Source organism: Pseudomonas sp. MDV22-iso1 (assembly GCF_058145095.1).
This window is the reverse complement of record NZ_JBYVMF010000004.1, coordinates 315,290-330,020: the sequence shown is the minus strand read 5'-3', so window position 1 is coordinate 330,020 and position 14,731 is coordinate 315,290. Positions and strand designations below refer to the sequence as shown.

13 protein-coding genes are annotated in these 14,731 nt (G+C 59.7%); 10 read left to right on the top strand and 3 right to left on the bottom strand.

Annotation, left to right across the window (positions count from 1 at the left end):
* Positions 1 to 82: 82 nt before the first annotated feature.
* From AC3ZVB_RS07785 to AC3ZVB_RS07775, 3 genes are all read right to left on the bottom strand, one after another.
* Positions 83 to 454 (bottom strand): translation initiation factor Sui1, encoded by a 372-nt coding sequence (locus AC3ZVB_RS07785; protein ID WP_162439123.1) that lies wholly within the window; start codon positions 452 to 454, stop codon positions 83 to 85.
* Positions 455 to 733: 279 nt separating this feature from the next.
* Entirely contained in the window at positions 734 to 1,282 is a 549-nt protein-coding gene (locus AC3ZVB_RS07780; protein WP_490146228.1) for an NUDIX hydrolase, read from the bottom strand.
* Between the two features lie 3 nt (positions 1,283 to 1,285).
* The gene (locus AC3ZVB_RS07775) at positions 1,286 to 2,353 is read right to left on the bottom strand and encodes a DUF2333 family protein (RefSeq protein ID WP_162439125.1); all 1,068 of its coding nucleotides are present in this window, start codon (positions 2,351 to 2,353) and stop codon (positions 1,286 to 1,288) included.
* A 475-nt stretch (positions 2,354 to 2,828) separates the two neighbouring features.
* Between AC3ZVB_RS07775 and AC3ZVB_RS07770 the strand changes: the two genes are divergently transcribed.
* The 10 genes from AC3ZVB_RS07770 to purH all read left to right on the top strand — a co-directional run bounded on the left by AC3ZVB_RS07770 (position 2,829) and on the right by purH (position 14,704).
* Complete coding sequence (locus tag AC3ZVB_RS07770; RefSeq protein WP_162439126.1) at positions 2,829 to 4,499, top strand: GGDEF domain-containing response regulator; 1,671 nt, start codon at positions 2,829 to 2,831, stop codon at positions 4,497 to 4,499.
* A 52-nt stretch (positions 4,500 to 4,551) separates the two neighbouring features.
* Positions 4,552 to 6,498: a methyl-accepting chemotaxis protein gene (locus tag AC3ZVB_RS07765; RefSeq protein WP_490146227.1), complete on the top strand. Its 1,947-nt coding sequence runs from the start codon at positions 4,552 to 4,554 to the stop codon at positions 6,496 to 6,498.
* Positions 6,499 to 6,704: 206 nt separating this feature from the next.
* A complete protein-coding gene (gene aroQ, locus AC3ZVB_RS07760) occupies positions 6,705 to 7,160 on the top strand; it encodes a type II 3-dehydroquinate dehydratase (RefSeq protein WP_010463880.1) in 456 nt (151 codons plus the stop codon).
* Between the two features lie 24 nt (positions 7,161 to 7,184).
* Entirely contained in the window at positions 7,185 to 7,646 is a 462-nt protein-coding gene (gene accB, locus AC3ZVB_RS07755) for an acetyl-CoA carboxylase biotin carboxyl carrier protein (protein ID WP_054044024.1), read from the top strand.
* A 17-nt stretch (positions 7,647 to 7,663) separates the two neighbouring features.
* Positions 7,664 to 9,022, top strand: coding sequence for an acetyl-CoA carboxylase biotin carboxylase subunit (gene accC / locus AC3ZVB_RS07750; RefSeq protein WP_162439129.1), 1,359 nt, complete (start codon positions 7,664 to 7,666; stop codon positions 9,020 to 9,022).
* A gap of 350 nt (positions 9,023 to 9,372) precedes the next feature.
* On the top strand, positions 9,373 to 10,251 hold the full coding sequence (prmA, locus tag AC3ZVB_RS07745; protein ID WP_462040048.1) for a 50S ribosomal protein L11 methyltransferase: 879 nt from the start codon (positions 9,373 to 9,375) through the stop codon (positions 10,249 to 10,251).
* A 30-nt stretch (positions 10,252 to 10,281) separates the two neighbouring features.
* The gene (locus AC3ZVB_RS07740) at positions 10,282 to 11,502 is read left to right on the top strand and encodes a DUF3426 domain-containing protein (protein WP_490146226.1); all 1,221 of its coding nucleotides are present in this window, start codon (positions 10,282 to 10,284) and stop codon (positions 11,500 to 11,502) included.
* Positions 11,503 to 11,687: 185 nt separating this feature from the next.
* Positions 11,688 to 12,698 (top strand): tRNA dihydrouridine synthase DusB, encoded by a 1,011-nt coding sequence (gene dusB, locus AC3ZVB_RS07735; RefSeq protein WP_490146225.1) that lies wholly within the window; start codon positions 11,688 to 11,690, stop codon positions 12,696 to 12,698.
* Positions 12,695 to 13,015 carry a DNA-binding transcriptional regulator Fis gene (gene fis, locus AC3ZVB_RS07730; protein ID WP_007907419.1) on the top strand — a complete coding sequence of 107 codons (321 nt, stop codon included), beginning with the start codon at positions 12,695 to 12,697 and terminating at the stop codon, positions 13,013 to 13,015. Before dusB ends, fis begins: the two co-directional genes overlap by 4 nt.
* Positions 13,016 to 13,096: 81 nt before the next feature.
* Positions 13,097 to 14,704, top strand: a complete 1,608-nt coding sequence (gene purH / locus AC3ZVB_RS07725) for a bifunctional phosphoribosylaminoimidazolecarboxamide formyltransferase/IMP cyclohydrolase (RefSeq protein ID WP_490146224.1) — start codon at positions 13,097 to 13,099, stop codon at positions 14,702 to 14,704.
* Positions 14,705 to 14,731 lie beyond the last annotated feature (27 nt).

Here is a 14,731-nt window from a genome sequence, read left to right as displayed (position 1 = left end):
CAGGCTCTGTGAAAACCATGTGGGCGACACCAGACCTGCTGTGAGGACCGGTTCAAGCCGAGGGTGGTTTTCACAGAGGCTGCTAGCCGCCGGACTTCTTCGCTTTGAAACCGAGTTTGATCAGCTCGGCCAAGAGTAGCTCGACATGATCGCCCTGGATTTCGATGATCCCGTCTTTCAACGCTCCACCCGTGCCGCAACGTTTCTTCAACGCAGTGGCAAGGTCCTTGAGCGCATCTTCAGCCAATGGCACGCCGGTGATGGTCGTCACCGTCTTGCCGCCACGGCCCTTGCTTTCGCGGCGCACGCGAGCAATGCCGTCGCCAGCCGGGATAACGGTCTGTTTGCAGATGCAGGCATCCACCGGTTTACTGCAATCCGGGCAATGACGACCTGCGTCGGTGGAAAATACCAGGCCACCAAGGGCGGCGAAGGATGCGGCTTTTTTGGCCACCGGCAATCCTCTTGGGAGGACAAAGACTGGCCGCGGCACTTGGGTGCCATCGACCGCGAAGCCCCACTCAGGCAGGGGCAGCGCTACTGAAACGGTAAAACAAGCATTTCGCTGTAGGAGCGAGCCGGCTCGCGATGGACGTCAACGATAACGCGCGGCATCAGGCAGCACACGTCGTCCTTGCGTTTTTCGCGAGCAGGCTCGCTCCTGCAAAAGGTCGCGCAGTGTAACGACAAAAAGCCGGCTTGCTAAGAGCCAATCGGCGCCAATTTATGCCTCTTATGCGACGTCATCGCCGCGGGCTCTCAGATAGCGCTTCAATGCAGCCAGAGAGTCCGGGCAATAAGGCTTTTGCTGTATTTCGAGCATGACCTGATCGACAGGGATAAAGCGCGCTTCGAGCACTTCCTCCGGTTGCAGGATCAATGGGCCATCCCACACCGCCGAAAACGCTGAACACCAGAGGCGATTCCCCGTGTCTTCGAAGAAAAAGTGATCGTGAGCGACCAGCTCCACGCCGCTTACGCCCAACTCTTCTTCCAGCTCACGGGCCGCCGACTCGGCGTAGGTTTCAGTGGCGAGCACCATGCCCCCCGCCGCGACGTCCCAATAACCCGGGTAGATCGCTTTGCTCAGGGTGCGCCGGTGCACGCAGAGTTCACCGGCGGAGTTGAACAGCATGATGTAGGTGCCGCGTCCAATCAGCTCGCGTTCGCGCAAATCGGAACGGACCAGGGCGCCGAGCAGATTATCCTGCTCGTCGACCCAGGCGATCTGTTCGGCATCCGAGGCCACGCGGTGGGCGGCCTCTTTGTCGCTGTCGGACATGACTCAGCCCTGATTGAGCAATTGACGCAAATCGATCACCGCAGCGTTGGCTCGGGAAATGTAGTTGGCCATGACCAGCGAGTGGTTGGCCAGCACACCGAAGCCGCTACCGTTGAGGATCATCGGGCTCCAGACCGGTTCTTGCGACGCTTCCAGTTCACGAATGATCTGACGCACGCTCACGGTGGCGTTCTTCTTGGCCAGTACGTCAGCGAAGTCGACTTCGATAGCGCGCAACAGGTGAGACAAGGCCCATGCCTGGCCGCGAGCTTCGTAGAACACGTTGTCGATCTGCATCCACGGGGTTTCGACGATTTCTTCGTCGACCTGCGGCACCTGACCCGGCGCAACGACTTCAGTTTTCAACGCCGTGTTCAGCTTGACCCGGCCAACGCTGGCCGACAGGCGTTGCGACAGCGAACCCAGGCGGGTGCCCACATCGCCCAACCAGTTGTTCAGGTTGTCGGCACGGGCGTAGAACAGTGCGTTTTTCTGCGAAGGATCGGACAGGCGAGCCTGGTAACGGCTCAGGGAATTGATGCCTTCCTGATACTCGGATTCACTGGAGGGCAGCACCCAGCTTTTATTGTCAAAGTTGAAACGCGGCTCGGCCTTGGCCAGATCAGAGTCTTCCGCCGACTGCGATTGCGAACGGGCGAAGTCTTTACGCAAGGCGCGCGTCAGATCGCGGACCTGTACCAGCACGCCATATTCCCAGCTTGGCGTGTTGTCCATCCACAAGCCTGGCGGGAAACGGTCGTTGGAAATGTAGCCGCCCGGTTTGTTTAGCAGGGTCCCGGCAACGGTTTTGAGGGTTTCGACCGTGGTGTAGCCGATCACCATCTGCTTGCCTTCTTTCTCGGCAGCGACCTGGGCATTTTGTTGAACCGGAAACAGTGCCGGCTCCTGGCTCCAGTACCAGCCAAGGGCAATCGTCACAATCAGGTAGATGGCGATCAGAGTGGCCAGCGCCCGGCTGAACAGCAGGCCACCGATATAGCTGCGGGCAGCCGATTTAGGTTCAGCGGCACGTTCAGGCGCACTGCCCGCGCGGTTCTTCCAGTCCAGCATGGCGATATCCTTTCAATCACTTGAGTTCATCGGTTCGACCACAACCCTACGCCATCGTGCCTCGTTTGCCGCGCAGAATCTGATCGAGCCGCCACTATAAATGAAGCGCACACCTTGTTGGAGCAAGCGAAGCATACGCCTCGTACACGCGCATCCAAACCATACCACCCTGTAGCAGCTGGCGAAGCCGGTGGTGAGGGGATTTATCCCCGTTCGGCTGCGCAGCAGTCGTAAAGATTTGGGGCCGCTGCGCGACCCAACGGGGATAAATCCCCTCGCCACGCCGCAACCGGACGCAGGCTTCGCCAGCTGCTACAGGTATTACGCCTGCCCCGATTGCATCCGACCAACCAGTCATAAACTGAATGGAGCCACTTTCCAGATTATTGATGCACGACACTCATCCAAATGAAAAGAGGTGCTAGCATAGAGCCACCAGTCGATCTCAGCATGCACCCTAACTAGTAGTCAGGATATGACCGAGCCAGAAGACCCCAGCCGTGAGCGCCTCAAGCACCACTTTGCCCAGCGGGTAATTCATCAGGCACGTCAAATTCTTGAGATATGGCAGCGCCTGCAACGCAGCGAGTGGTCCACGACCGACCTCTCGGAATTGAGCGAAGCCAACTTGCGCCTGCTACGGTTCGCCGAGCGTTTCGAACAACCGGAACACACTCATCTGGCGCGCCACATCGGCCAGGCGCTGGACGCTGTCGACGCCAACCGTGGACGCCTGAGCAGCGGCTTGATCACCGACCTCAATCGCTTGATGCAGCGCCTGTCGCGCACCGGCTTGCGGCATGGCGATCAACTCGACCAAACGTTCCTGCCTCCGTTGCGCAAACCGATCTATGTGCTGCTGCAGGATCATGAGCGCGCCGAGCGCCTGGCCAAACAGCTCGAGTTCTTCGGCCTCAGCGCCCAATCCCTCGACAGTGTGGCGGCGTTTCGCTCTTCAATGGTCGAGCGATTGCCTGCGGCGATTGTCATGGACGTGGATTTCTGCGGAGCCGGTATCGGTTTGAAACTCGCGGCCGAGGCCCAGGAAGGCCTGGACCATCAGTTGCCGTTGTTGTTTTTCAGCCTGAACGAAACCGACACCCCTACCCGCCTCGCCGCCGTGCGTGCCGGTGGCCAGGAGTTTCTGACCGGCACCCTCGAAGCCTCGAGCCTGCTGGAGAAGATCGAAGTCCTGACCTGCGTCGCCCAGTACGAACCCTTTAAAGTGCTGATCATCGACGATTCACGCGCCCAGGCGTTGCACACCGAGCGCCTGCTCAACAGCGCCGGGATCGTCACGCGCACCCTGATCGAACCGATTCAGGCCATGGCCGAACTGGCGGATTTCCAGCCAGACCTCATCATCCTCGACATGTACATGCCCGCCTGCACCGGCACCGAATTGGCCAAAGTGATTCGCCACAACGACCGTTATGTCAGCGTGCCCATCATTTACCTCTCGGCCGAAGACGACCTGGACAAGCAACTCGACGCCATGAGCGAAGGCGGCGACGACTTCCTGACCAAACCGATCAAACCGCGCCATCTGATCACCACCGTGCGCAACCGCGCAGCACGGGCGCGCAATTTGAAAGCACGGATGGTCCGCGACAGCCTGACCGGTCTGTATAACCACACACACATCCTGCAATTGCTCGAAGACTGCAGCTTCCGCGCCCGTCGCGAGAACAAGCCATTGAGCTTTGCAATGCTCGACATCGACCATTTCAAACGGGTCAACGACAGCCATGGCCACCCCATGGGCGACCGGGTGATCAAAAGCCTGGCGTTGTTCTTGAAGCAGCGCTTGCGCAAGACAGACTTCATTGGCCGTTACGGCGGTGAAGAGTTCGCTATCGTGATGCCGGACACCGATCTTGAGTCGGCCCATAAAGTGCTCGATGAAATTCGCCAGCGTTTTGCCGAGATTCACTACCCAGCCCAGCCGCAGGATCTTTGGTGCACGTTCAGCGCCGGGGTTGTGGACCTTGATGATGACTGCGACAGCCTGATGATGGCGAGTCAGGCAGATGAGGCGCTGTACCGGGCCAAGCATGCCGGGCGCAACCGCGTGCAGTCCGCGCGGGCATCAAAGCAAAGTGCCATCTTTTCATCGGAATCCAGCGAACTGGTCATAACCCTGTAACAGAAACGCAATAACTTCAGGCGCTTACCATTCTGCCGTTGGTAGTCCCGCGATGCGCCTGAAGCTGCTGACCAATCTCAACACCCTCCTTTTAGTCGCCGTGTGCCTGGCCCTTGGCGCTACGCTGTGGTGGTCGCAAAAAGCCCTCGAACGCCCTTATCTATTAATGGAGCGTTACCTGGGCCTGTCCCAGCAATTTCAGAATGGCGTTGTGCGTAACGTTGAGGATTACCTCGCCAGCGGCGATGCCCTGCGCCTCAGCAGCGCCAGCCAGGCGATCGACGACCTGAATAAAGAACTCGGTGAGTTACCCCCGGCGTTGGCCGATACCTTGCGTCCAAGCCTGTCGAACCTCGAAGCATTCAGCAAAACCGACTTGCTCGCCGCCGGAAAACTCGCGGGCGACCCACAGGCCTTGCTATTGCAAGCCGAACGCGAACTGGGGGCCAGTCTCGACCAGCTCAGCCAGTACGCCAGCACGAATGCGGCCTACCTGACGCCGCTACTCGCCGCCTCTCAACACCTGGGCAAGCTGTCGCTGGCACGGGAAAAACTGGTGAGCAGCGGCCGCAGTGAACTGGCCGCCGACGTCGAACGCGAAGTCGCCAACATCCGCACTCAGGCTGAACGGCTGGATGCCTTGCCACTGTTGGGCGTGACCAGCAGCAGCGAGTCGAACACCGATGATTTCGCCGCATTGATGGGGCTGGAGAACACCGAGAAAGCCGTGGCTGAAGATGCGGGTGTCGGGCTCAAACGCGAACTCAACAGCTTGCTGAGCCGTTATCCGTCGGAGCTTGAGCGCACCCGCGAACAGATTCAAAAACGCAGCGAACTCGGCGCGGCCACGCACCAGAAGATCACGGACGTACAACACGCCATTGCCGGCCTGGAACCCGTGGTGCGCGCACAACATGGGCAAATCCAGAGTGAAGTGCGGCTGATGCAAGGGGTGATGATCGGGCTGATCCTGTTGATTGCCTTGCTCATCGATACGCTGCAGCGCCGCCTGGCGCGTACGCTGACCAATCTGGCACCAGCCCTGTCGACCTGGGCCGAAGGCGACTTCAGCCGGGACATCGAGCTGGGCAACACCAACCGCGAACTGCATGACATTCAATTGTCGCTCAACCGCTTGCGCGCCTACCTGGTTGACTTGGTGGGAACCATCCGCCTCAACGCCGAACAAGTCGCCGGCAGCAGTCGAACCTTGGCCGAGTTAAGCAATGATTTGCACAGTGGCGCTGAACATCAGGCAGGTGACACGGCGCTGATCCGCGATTCGCTGGGGGAACTGGAAGCGACCATCCAACAAGTCGCCGGCGATGCCAGCCAGGCTGCCGACGCCAGCCGCCATGCCGGATTGGCGGTGGCGCACGGGCAGAAAGTCATCGGCTTGAGCCTCACCGGGCTGCATTCGCTTGTTGGGGAAGTGCAAGGCAACGCGCAGATGATCGAACACCTGGCCGAGGAGTCCGCCACCATCGGCGGTGTCCTGACCGTGATCCGCTCGATTGCCGACCAGACCAATCTCCTGGCCCTGAACGCCGCCATCGAAGCAGCTCGCGCAGGGGAAATGGGTCGGGGGTTTGCGGTGGTGGCCGAGGAAGTCCGCTCGTTGGCGCAACGCACGGCGGGCGCTACAGCAGAGATTCAGACACTGATTGCTGGTCTGCAAACCGCGGCGCGTCAATCGGTGGAGGGCATGCGCGCTCAGGTCGAACACGCCGAAGCCACCGCTCACCAGGCCCAGGCAGCCGACGGTGCGCTGGATAAAATCGTCGGTGCGATTCAAACCATTTCCGACACGGCAGTGCGCATCGCCGATGTCACCGCTCAGCAAAGTGGCGCTGTCAGTGAGATCCGCGATCACAGTGAGCGAATTCATCAATTGGGTGGGGATAACCTGCTGCGGATTGGCGAAGGACGTGAGCAAGGGGAGCATCTGTTGGTGCTCGGTGGACGGTTGCACACGGCGGTTCAGGCCTTCCGCGTCTGATAGACCGCTATCATCGGCGAGATCAACCCGCGAGACTTCGCCGAACGTGTTCAGAAGGCGAATGACCGGATTTAATCACTCAGTCATATATTTCGCGCAAACATCGGCCATCGTGCTGGCTATTGCATAGAACTGGACAGTCACAAAGGCTTTGCGGCATAGTCGCCGAGTTCTGACAATTGCTCACAGATAACAAGGAACAGCAGATGGCAACCTTACTGGTTCTGCACGGACCCAACCTGAACTTGCTCGGCACCCGCGAACCGGGCACCTATGGCGCCACGACGCTGGCGCAGATCAACCAGGATCTGGAACGCCGTGCCCGTGAAGCCGGTCACCATCTGCTCTACCTGCAAAGCAACGCCGAGTACGAATTGATCGACCGCATCCACGCCGCGAAAGGCGAAGGTGTGGACTTCATTCTGATCAACCCAGCAGCTTTTACACACACAAGCGTCGCATTACGTGACGCGCTGCTGGCGGTGAGCATCCCATTCATCGAAGTGCATTTGTCTAACGTGCACAAACGCGAACCTTTCCGCCATCACTCTTACTTCTCCGACGTAGCGGTGGGAGTGATCTGCGGCCTTGGCGCCAGCGGTTATCGACTGGCCCTGGAGGCCGCCCTAGAGCAGCTTGAACAACAAGCTATACGCCCCTGACCGACCCTTGGGAGTTGATGATTCATGGATATCCGTAAAGTTAAGAAACTGATCGAATTGCTGGAAGAGTCCGGCATCGACGAGCTCGAGATCAAAGAAGGCGAAGAGTCCGTACGTATCAGCCGCCACAGCAAGACTCCAGCTCAGCAGTACTACGCACCTGCTCCCATGCATGCTCCGGCGCCTGCGCCAGTTGCTGCTGCTCCGGTTGCCGCTGCCGCGCCTGCTGCTCCGGCCGCGCCAGTTCTGAACGGCACTGTTGCCCGTTCGCCTATGGTCGGCACCTTCTATCGCAAATCTTCGCCAAGCTCGCCGTCCTTCGTTGAAGTTGGCCAGACCGTGAAGAAAGGCGACACCCTGTGCATCGTTGAAGCGATGAAGATGATGAACCACATCGAAGCTGAAACCAGCGGTGTGATCGAATCCATCCTCGTCGAAGACGGCCAGCCGGTTGAGTACGACCAACCGCTGTTCACCATCGTTTGAACCGCGGAGAAACTTTGATGACTGCGAAGTTGGAAAAAGTTCTGATCGCCAACCGCGGTGAGATTGCCCTGCGGATTCTGCGTGCCTGCAAAGAGATGGGCATCAAGACTGTCGCTGTTTACTCCAAGGCTGACAAAGAGCTGATGCACCTGGGCCTGGCAGACGAATCCGTTTGCATCGGTCCGGCATCGGCCGCACACTCTTACCTGCACATTCCGGCAATCATCGCCGCTGCTGAAGTGACCGGCGCTACCGCCATTCACCCAGGCTACGGTTTCCTTGCGGAAAACGCTGATTTTGCTGAACAGGTCGAGAACTCCGGCTTCGCGTTCATTGGCCCGAAAGCCGACACCATTCGCCTGATGGGCGACAAGGTATCGGCCAAGCACGCCATGATCGCTGCTGGCGTTCCAACCGTTCCGGGTTCCGACGGCCCGCTGCCTGAAGACGAAGAAACCGCTCTGCGCATTGGTCGCGAAGTCGGTTATCCGGTGATCATCAAAGCCGCTGGCGGCGGTGGTGGTCGCGGCATGCGCGTTGTGCATAAAGAAGAAGACCTGATCTCCTCGGCAAAACTGACCCGCTCCGAAGCTGGCGCGGCGTTCGGCAACCCGATGGTCTATCTGGAAAAATTCCTGACCAACCCACGTCACGTGGAAGTCCAGGTTCTTTCCGACGGCCAGGGCCACGCCATCCATCTGGGCGACCGCGATTGCTCGCTGCAACGTCGTCACCAGAAGGTTCTCGAAGAAGCGCCGGCACCGGGCATCGACGAGAAGGCTCGCCAGGAAGTGCTCGCTCGCTGCGTCAAGGCGTGCATCGACATCAATTACCGTGGCGCGGGCACTTTCGAGTTCCTGTACGAGAACGGGGCGTTCTATTTCATCGAAATGAACACCCGCGTTCAAGTTGAGCACCCGGTCACTGAAATGGTCACCGGCATCGACATCGTCAAGGAGATGCTCAGCATCGCCGCTGGCAACAAGCTGTCGTACACCCAGGATGACGTCGTCATCCGCGGTCACGCGCTGGAATGCCGGATCAACGCCGAAGACCCGAAAACCTTCATGCCAAGCCCGGGCACGGTCAAGCATTTCCACGCTCCAGGCGGCAACGGCGTTCGCGTCGACTCGCACCTGTACAGTGGCTATGCCGTTCCGCCGAACTACGATTCGTTGATCGGCAAGCTGATCACCTACGGCGCAACCCGTGACGAAGCGCTGGCGCGCATGCGCAATGCGCTGGACGAAATCGTGGTCGACGGGATCAAGACCAACATCCCGCTGCACCGCGACCTGGTCCGCGATGAAGGCTTCTGCAAAGGTGGTATCAACATCCACTACCTGGAACACAAGCTGGCTGGCGACAAGCACTAAGCTTAAGCCTGATCAACAAAGCCGCCTTCGGGCGGCTTTGTTGTTTCTGGGACCCCTCTTCCGACCTGCAACACACCCGTGTAGCAGCTGGCGAAGCCTGCGTTCGGCTGCGCAGCAGTCGTGAAGAATTGGGGCCGCTGCGCGACCCTACGGGGCGGTGCGACGTTTCGCTAAATCCCCTCGCCACGGCGCAGTCGAACGCAGGCTTCGCCAGCTGCTACGGGGGTGTCACGGTTCAACTGAGCGGCGTTCTGCGCTGTCCGCTCCCACAAACGCCCCGCGCTCGCGTAAACTTGCGCGCTTCTCGCAGCCCGCTAGGCTGCAATCAATATTTTTCAAAGGTGCCCGCCATGCCTTGGCTGCAAGTCCGTCTCGCCATCAGCCCAGAACAAGCCGAAACCTACGAAGACGCTTTCCTTGAAGTGGGCGCCGTGTCGGTAACGTTCATGGACGCTGAAGATCAGCCGATCTTCGAGCCAGAGCTCAACACCACGCCTCTCTGGTCGCACACGCACCTGCTGGCGCTGTTCGAAGATGGCACCGAAGCCGCCAGTGTGCTGGCCCACCTTGAATTGCTGACCGGCAGCCCGCTGCCCGAGCATCACAGCGAAATCATTGAAGACCAGGATTGGGAACGCAGCTGGATGGACGGTTTCCAGCCGATGCGTTTCGGCCAGCGCCTGTGGATCGTGCCAAGCTGGCACGCCGCCCCGGAACCGGACGCCGTAAACCTGCTGCTGGATCCGGGCCTGGCGTTTGGCACCGGTACTCACCCAACCACCGCACTGTGCCTGGAATGGCTGGACGGCCAGGACCTGAAAGACTGCAATGTGCTGGATTTCGGTTGTGGCTCGGGGATTCTGGCAATTGCCGCCCTGTTGCTGGGTGCCAAGGAAGCGGTCGGTACCGACATCGACGTGCAGGCGCTGGAAGCGTCGCGCGACAATGCCGGGCGTAACAACATCGCTGAAGCGCTCTTCCCGCTTTACCTGCCAGAAGACCTGCCACAGGTTCAGGCTGACGTGCTGGTTGCCAACATTCTCGCCGGCCCGCTGGTGTCCCTGGCGCCGCAGCTGTCCAGCCTGGTCAAACCAGGTGGCCGCCTGGCACTGTCCGGCATCCTTGCCGAACAGGGTGAAGACGTCGCCAAAGCCTACGCCCAGGACTTCGATCTGGACCCGATCGCCAATCGCGATGGCTGGGTGCGCATCACTGGCCGTCGGCGCTAGAATGAGCGCCTGCATAATCCGGATCGCCGCATGACCGACAGCTTCGTCACTCAGTGCCCGCATTGCCAAACCAGCTTCCGCGTCAGCCATGCTCAGTTGAGCGTGGCACGGGGTGTGGTTCGTTGCGGCTCGTGCCTGCAAGTATTCAATGCCGCCAAGCAGCTGCTGGAGCAGAGTCTTGGCCAGGAAGCGGCGTCTGCGGTTCCCGCCACCGTCGAGCCGCCAGAGCAACGGGCAATCAGCCTGAAGCAGTGGACCGCCGCCGAGCTGGATCTCGACAGCCTGGACCTGGACGAAGAACTCGCCCGACTTGAGCAACGGGAAATACAGCCGACCACCGAGTTTGGCCGCCATCGTGAAGACACGTTGAGCGCTCGTCGCGACACCACCGAGCACGATGAAGCGCCGTGGGCCGACAGCCTGTTCAGTGAGTCAGCAGCCGATCGCGTCCGGGCTGACGACGTTGAGGAAGATACGAAACCGCCGACTGTCCTGCTCAAACCGGCACGCACCGAACCGTCGTTGACGCTGGAACTGGTGGAACTCGACGATGAACCTCGTCCGCCCTTCGTGCGTCAGGACCTGGCGCTCGACTCGCCACCACCGCGCGAACGCTTGTCCGCAACCGCCGACGTCGATGACATTGACGACGACCTGCCCTCGATAGAGCCCTTGCGCAAAAAGCGCAGCGAACCGAACGGCCGCGCCGAAGCCCTGCAGGATCTGACCGACGATCCGCTGCAACTGGACTGGCAAAAACGTCGCTCCCCCTGGGGTCGACGGTTTTTCTGGCTGCTGTTGATCGTGCTCGCTGCCGGCGCCCTCGCCGGCCAGTACGTGGCTTACCATTTTGAAGAACTCGCGCGTCAGGACCAGTACCGTCCCTGGTTCCAGCAACTGTGCCCGCAGATTGGTTGCACCGTGCCATCCAAAGTCGACATTGCCAAAATCAAGAGCAGCAACCTGGTGGTTCGCAGCCATCCGGACTTCAGCGGCGCACTGGTGGTCGATGCGATCATCTATAACCGGGCCGCATTCTCCCAGCCGTTTCCGCTGCTGGAGTTGCGCTTTGCCGACCTTAACGGTCACCTGATTGCCAGCCGTCGATTCAAACCTGGCGAGTACCTGAGCGGCGACCTCGAAGGCATGGCAGAAATGCCACCACAAACACCGATTCACATCGCGCTGGACATTCTGGATCCAGGCTCCAAAGCGGTGAACTACAGCTTGAGTTTCCACTCTCCCGAGTGAAACGGTTCACTGATCCCGGATTGGCGACGGATTTCTGACTTTGCCTGCGTGGACCAAACCGCTGGCGATAACAGAATAGTTGTTCAGATTTTGTTCAATTCAGCCTTTATCCAGTCATCGAGAGCGGGTATCATGCCAACCCTTTTTCGAACTCTCATGATCCGGCCCCACAACAGGGAAGTCCTATGTCGGCGGTACGCATCGGTCCATATACATTGCACAACGGCTTGATTCTCGCCCCCATGGCGGGCGTCACCGACCAGCCCTTTCGTCAGCTGTGCAAGCGATTGGGCGCAGGACTTGTAGTCTCGGAAATGGTGACCAGCGACATGAGTTTGTGGAACACCCGCAAATCGCGCATGCGCATGATCCATGAAGGTGATCCCGAGCCACGCTCGGTACAGATCGCCGGTGGGGATGCACAGATGCTGGCGGATGCGGCTCGGGCCAACGTCGAGCTGGGCGCACAGATTATTGACATCAACATGGGTTGCCCGGCGAAGAAGGTCTGTAACAAGGCCGCCGGATCTGCGCTGTTGAAGGACGAAGCATTGGTAACCGAGATCCTGCAGGCCGTCGTGGCCGCAGTCGATGTGCCGGTCACCCTGAAGATCCGGACCGGTTGGGACCGGGACAACAAGAACGGCCTGACGGTGGCGAAGATCGCCGAGCAGGCAGGCATAACGGCGTTGGCGGTCCATGGCCGCACCCGTGCCGATCTGTACACCGGTGAAGCCGAGTACGACACCATTGCCGCGATCAAGCAGGCGGTGTCGATTCCGGTCTTTGCCAACGGCGATATCGATTCGCCGGAAAAGGCCCGGTACGTGCTTGACGCGACCGGTGCCGATGGCCTGCTGGTTGGCCGTGCTGCCCAGGGGCGGCCATGGATTTTTCGCGAGATCGATCATTACCTGCGTACCGGCGAAAAACTTCCGGCGCTGGAACTGATCGAGGTGGAACGCATACTGCTAGAGCATTTGGCCGCGCTGCACCTCTTCTATGGAGATGTCATGGGCGTGCGCATTGCTCGCAAGCATGTGGGCTGGTATCTCGCAACCTTGCCGGGCGCCAGGGAATTTCGCGCCCACTTCAATCGTTTGGAAGATACGGAAGCACAATGCGCCAACGTTCAGGGCTTCTTCGCCGAACGTTATAAGAGCCTGACAGGGGACGGAGAAGGGGTGGCCGCATGACGATGATGACCGAGACTTTAGTGAGTGGAACAACACCCGTGAGCGACAACGTGAATTTGAAACAGCACCTCAATACGCCGAGCGAAGAAGGTCAGACCCTTCGCGGGAGTGTCGAGAAGGCGCTGCACAATTATTTCGCCCACCTTGAGGGCGCTGCCGTCACGGATGTGTACAACCTGGTGCTCTCCGAAGTCGAGGCTCCCCTGCTCGAGTGCGTGATGAACTACGTCAAGGGCAACCAGACCAAGGCCAGCGAGCTGCTCGGACTCAACCGGGGCACGCTGCGCAAGAAACTCAAGCAGTACGATTTGCTGTAAGCATTCAATCAAACCAGAAAGGCGCCCGCGTAAAAACGGTCGCCTTTTTTGCTGACTCCTTTGCTTTTGATGGAAATTGAAATGACCGACCAGACTACCCGCCTGCCGATCCGCCGCGCCTTGATCAGCGTTTCCGACAAGACCGGGATCCTCGAGTTCGCCAAGGAGCTTGAAGCCCTGGGCGTCGAGATCCTCTCCACCGGCGGAACGTTCAAGCTGCTGCGCGACAATGGCGTTGCCGCAGTGGAAGTCGCGGATTACACCGGTTTTGCAGAAATGATGGACGGTCGGGTCAAGACCCTGCACCCGAAAATCCACGGTGGGATCCTCGGTCGTCGCGGTATCGACGACGCCATCATGAACGAGCACGGCATCAAGCCGATCGACCTGGTAGCGGTCAACCTGTACCCGTTCGAAGCCACCATCAACAAACCTGGCTGCGACCTGCCGACCGCTATCGAAAACATCGATATCGGCGGCCCGACCATGGTTCGCTCTGCAGCCAAGAACCACAAAGACGTGACCATCGTGGTGAACGCCAGCGACTACGCCAATGTACTGGAAGGCCTCAAGGCCGGCGGCCTGACCTACGCCCAGCGTTTCGACCTGATGCTCAAGGCCTTCGAACACACCGCTGCCTACGACGGCATGATCGCCAACTACATGGGCACCGTGAACCAGGCCGCTGACACTCTCAGCACTGAAGGTCGCAGCGAATTCCCGCGCACCTTCAACAGCCAGTTCGTCAAGGCTCAGGAAATGCGCTACGGCGAGAACCCGCACCAGAGCGCGGCGTTCTACGTGGAAGCCAAGCCGGCCGAAGTCGGCATCGCCACCGCGACCCAGCTGCAAGGCAAAGAGTTGTCGTATAACAATGTGGCCGACACCGACGCCGCGCTGGAATGCGTGAAGAGCTTCGTCAAGCCTGCCTGCGTGATCGTCAAGCACGCCAACCCATGCGGCGTCGCCGTGAGCCCGGACGCCGAAGGCGGCATCCGCCAGGCTTACGAACTGGCCTACGCCACTGATACCGAATCCGCATTCGGCGGCATCATCGCTTTCAACCGCGAACTGGATGCTGAAACTGCCAAGGCTATCGTCGAGCGTCAGTTCGTCGAAGTGATCATCGCCCCAAGCGTCAGTGAAGAAGCCCGCGCCATCGTGGCCGCGAAAGCCAACGTTCGCCTGCTGGCGTGCGGCGAGTGGTCGGCTGATCGCGCTGCGGCGTGGGACTACAAGCGCGTCAACGGTGGCCTGCTGGTACAGAGCCGCGACATCGGCATGATCGGCAGCGAAGACCTGAAAGTCGTGACCAAACGCGCCCCGACCGAACAGGAAATCAACGACCTGATCTTCGCCTGGAAAGTCGCCAAGTACGTTAAATCCAACGCCATCGTCTACGCCAAGAACCGTCAGACCATCGGTGTCGGCGCTGGCCAGATGAGCCGTGTGAACTCCGCACGGATTGCCGCGATCAAGGCGGAACACGCTGGCTTGCAGGTAGCAGGCTCGGTAATGGCTTCCGACGCGTTCTTTCCGTTCCGCGATGGCCTGGACAACGCAGCCAAGGTGGGTATCACCGCAGTGATCCAGCCAGGTGGCTCGATGCGCGATGCGGAAGTGATTGCTGCGGCTGATGAGGCCGGCATCGCCATGGTCTTCACCGGCATGCGCCACTTCCGTCACTAAGTACACGATCCACTGTAGGAGTGAGCC

What these genes read in the sequence shown, in the direction of transcription:
- aroQ (WP_010463880.1), top strand. Translation starts at nt 6,705, where the DNA reads ATGGCAACCTTACTGGTTCTGCACGGACCCAACCTGAACTTGCTCGGC.
- prmA (WP_462040048.1), top strand. Translation starts at nt 9,373, where the DNA reads ATGCCTTGGCTGCAAGTCCGTCTCGCCATCAGCCCAGAACAAGCCGAA.
- purH (WP_490146224.1), top strand. Translation starts at nt 13,097, where the DNA reads ATGACCGACCAGACTACCCGCCTGCCGATCCGCCGCGCCTTGATCAGC.
- AC3ZVB_RS07775 (WP_162439125.1), bottom strand. Translation starts at nt 2,353, where the DNA reads ATGCTGGACTGGAAGAACCGCGCGGGCAGTGCGCCTGAACGTGCCGCT.
- AC3ZVB_RS07770 (WP_162439126.1), top strand. Translation starts at nt 2,829, where the DNA reads ATGACCGAGCCAGAAGACCCCAGCCGTGAGCGCCTCAAGCACCACTTT.
- dusB (WP_490146225.1), top strand. Translation starts at nt 11,688, where the DNA reads ATGTCGGCGGTACGCATCGGTCCATATACATTGCACAACGGCTTGATT.
- fis (WP_007907419.1), top strand. Translation starts at nt 12,695, where the DNA reads ATGACGATGATGACCGAGACTTTAGTGAGTGGAACAACACCCGTGAGC.
- accC (WP_162439129.1), top strand. Translation starts at nt 7,664, where the DNA reads ATGACTGCGAAGTTGGAAAAAGTTCTGATCGCCAACCGCGGTGAGATT.
- AC3ZVB_RS07740 (WP_490146226.1), top strand. Translation starts at nt 10,282, where the DNA reads ATGACCGACAGCTTCGTCACTCAGTGCCCGCATTGCCAAACCAGCTTC.
- accB (WP_054044024.1), top strand. Translation starts at nt 7,185, where the DNA reads ATGGATATCCGTAAAGTTAAGAAACTGATCGAATTGCTGGAAGAGTCC.
- AC3ZVB_RS07765 (WP_490146227.1), top strand. Translation starts at nt 4,552, where the DNA reads ATGCGCCTGAAGCTGCTGACCAATCTCAACACCCTCCTTTTAGTCGCC.
- AC3ZVB_RS07780 (WP_490146228.1), bottom strand. Translation starts at nt 1,282, where the DNA reads ATGTCCGACAGCGACAAAGAGGCCGCCCACCGCGTGGCCTCGGATGCC.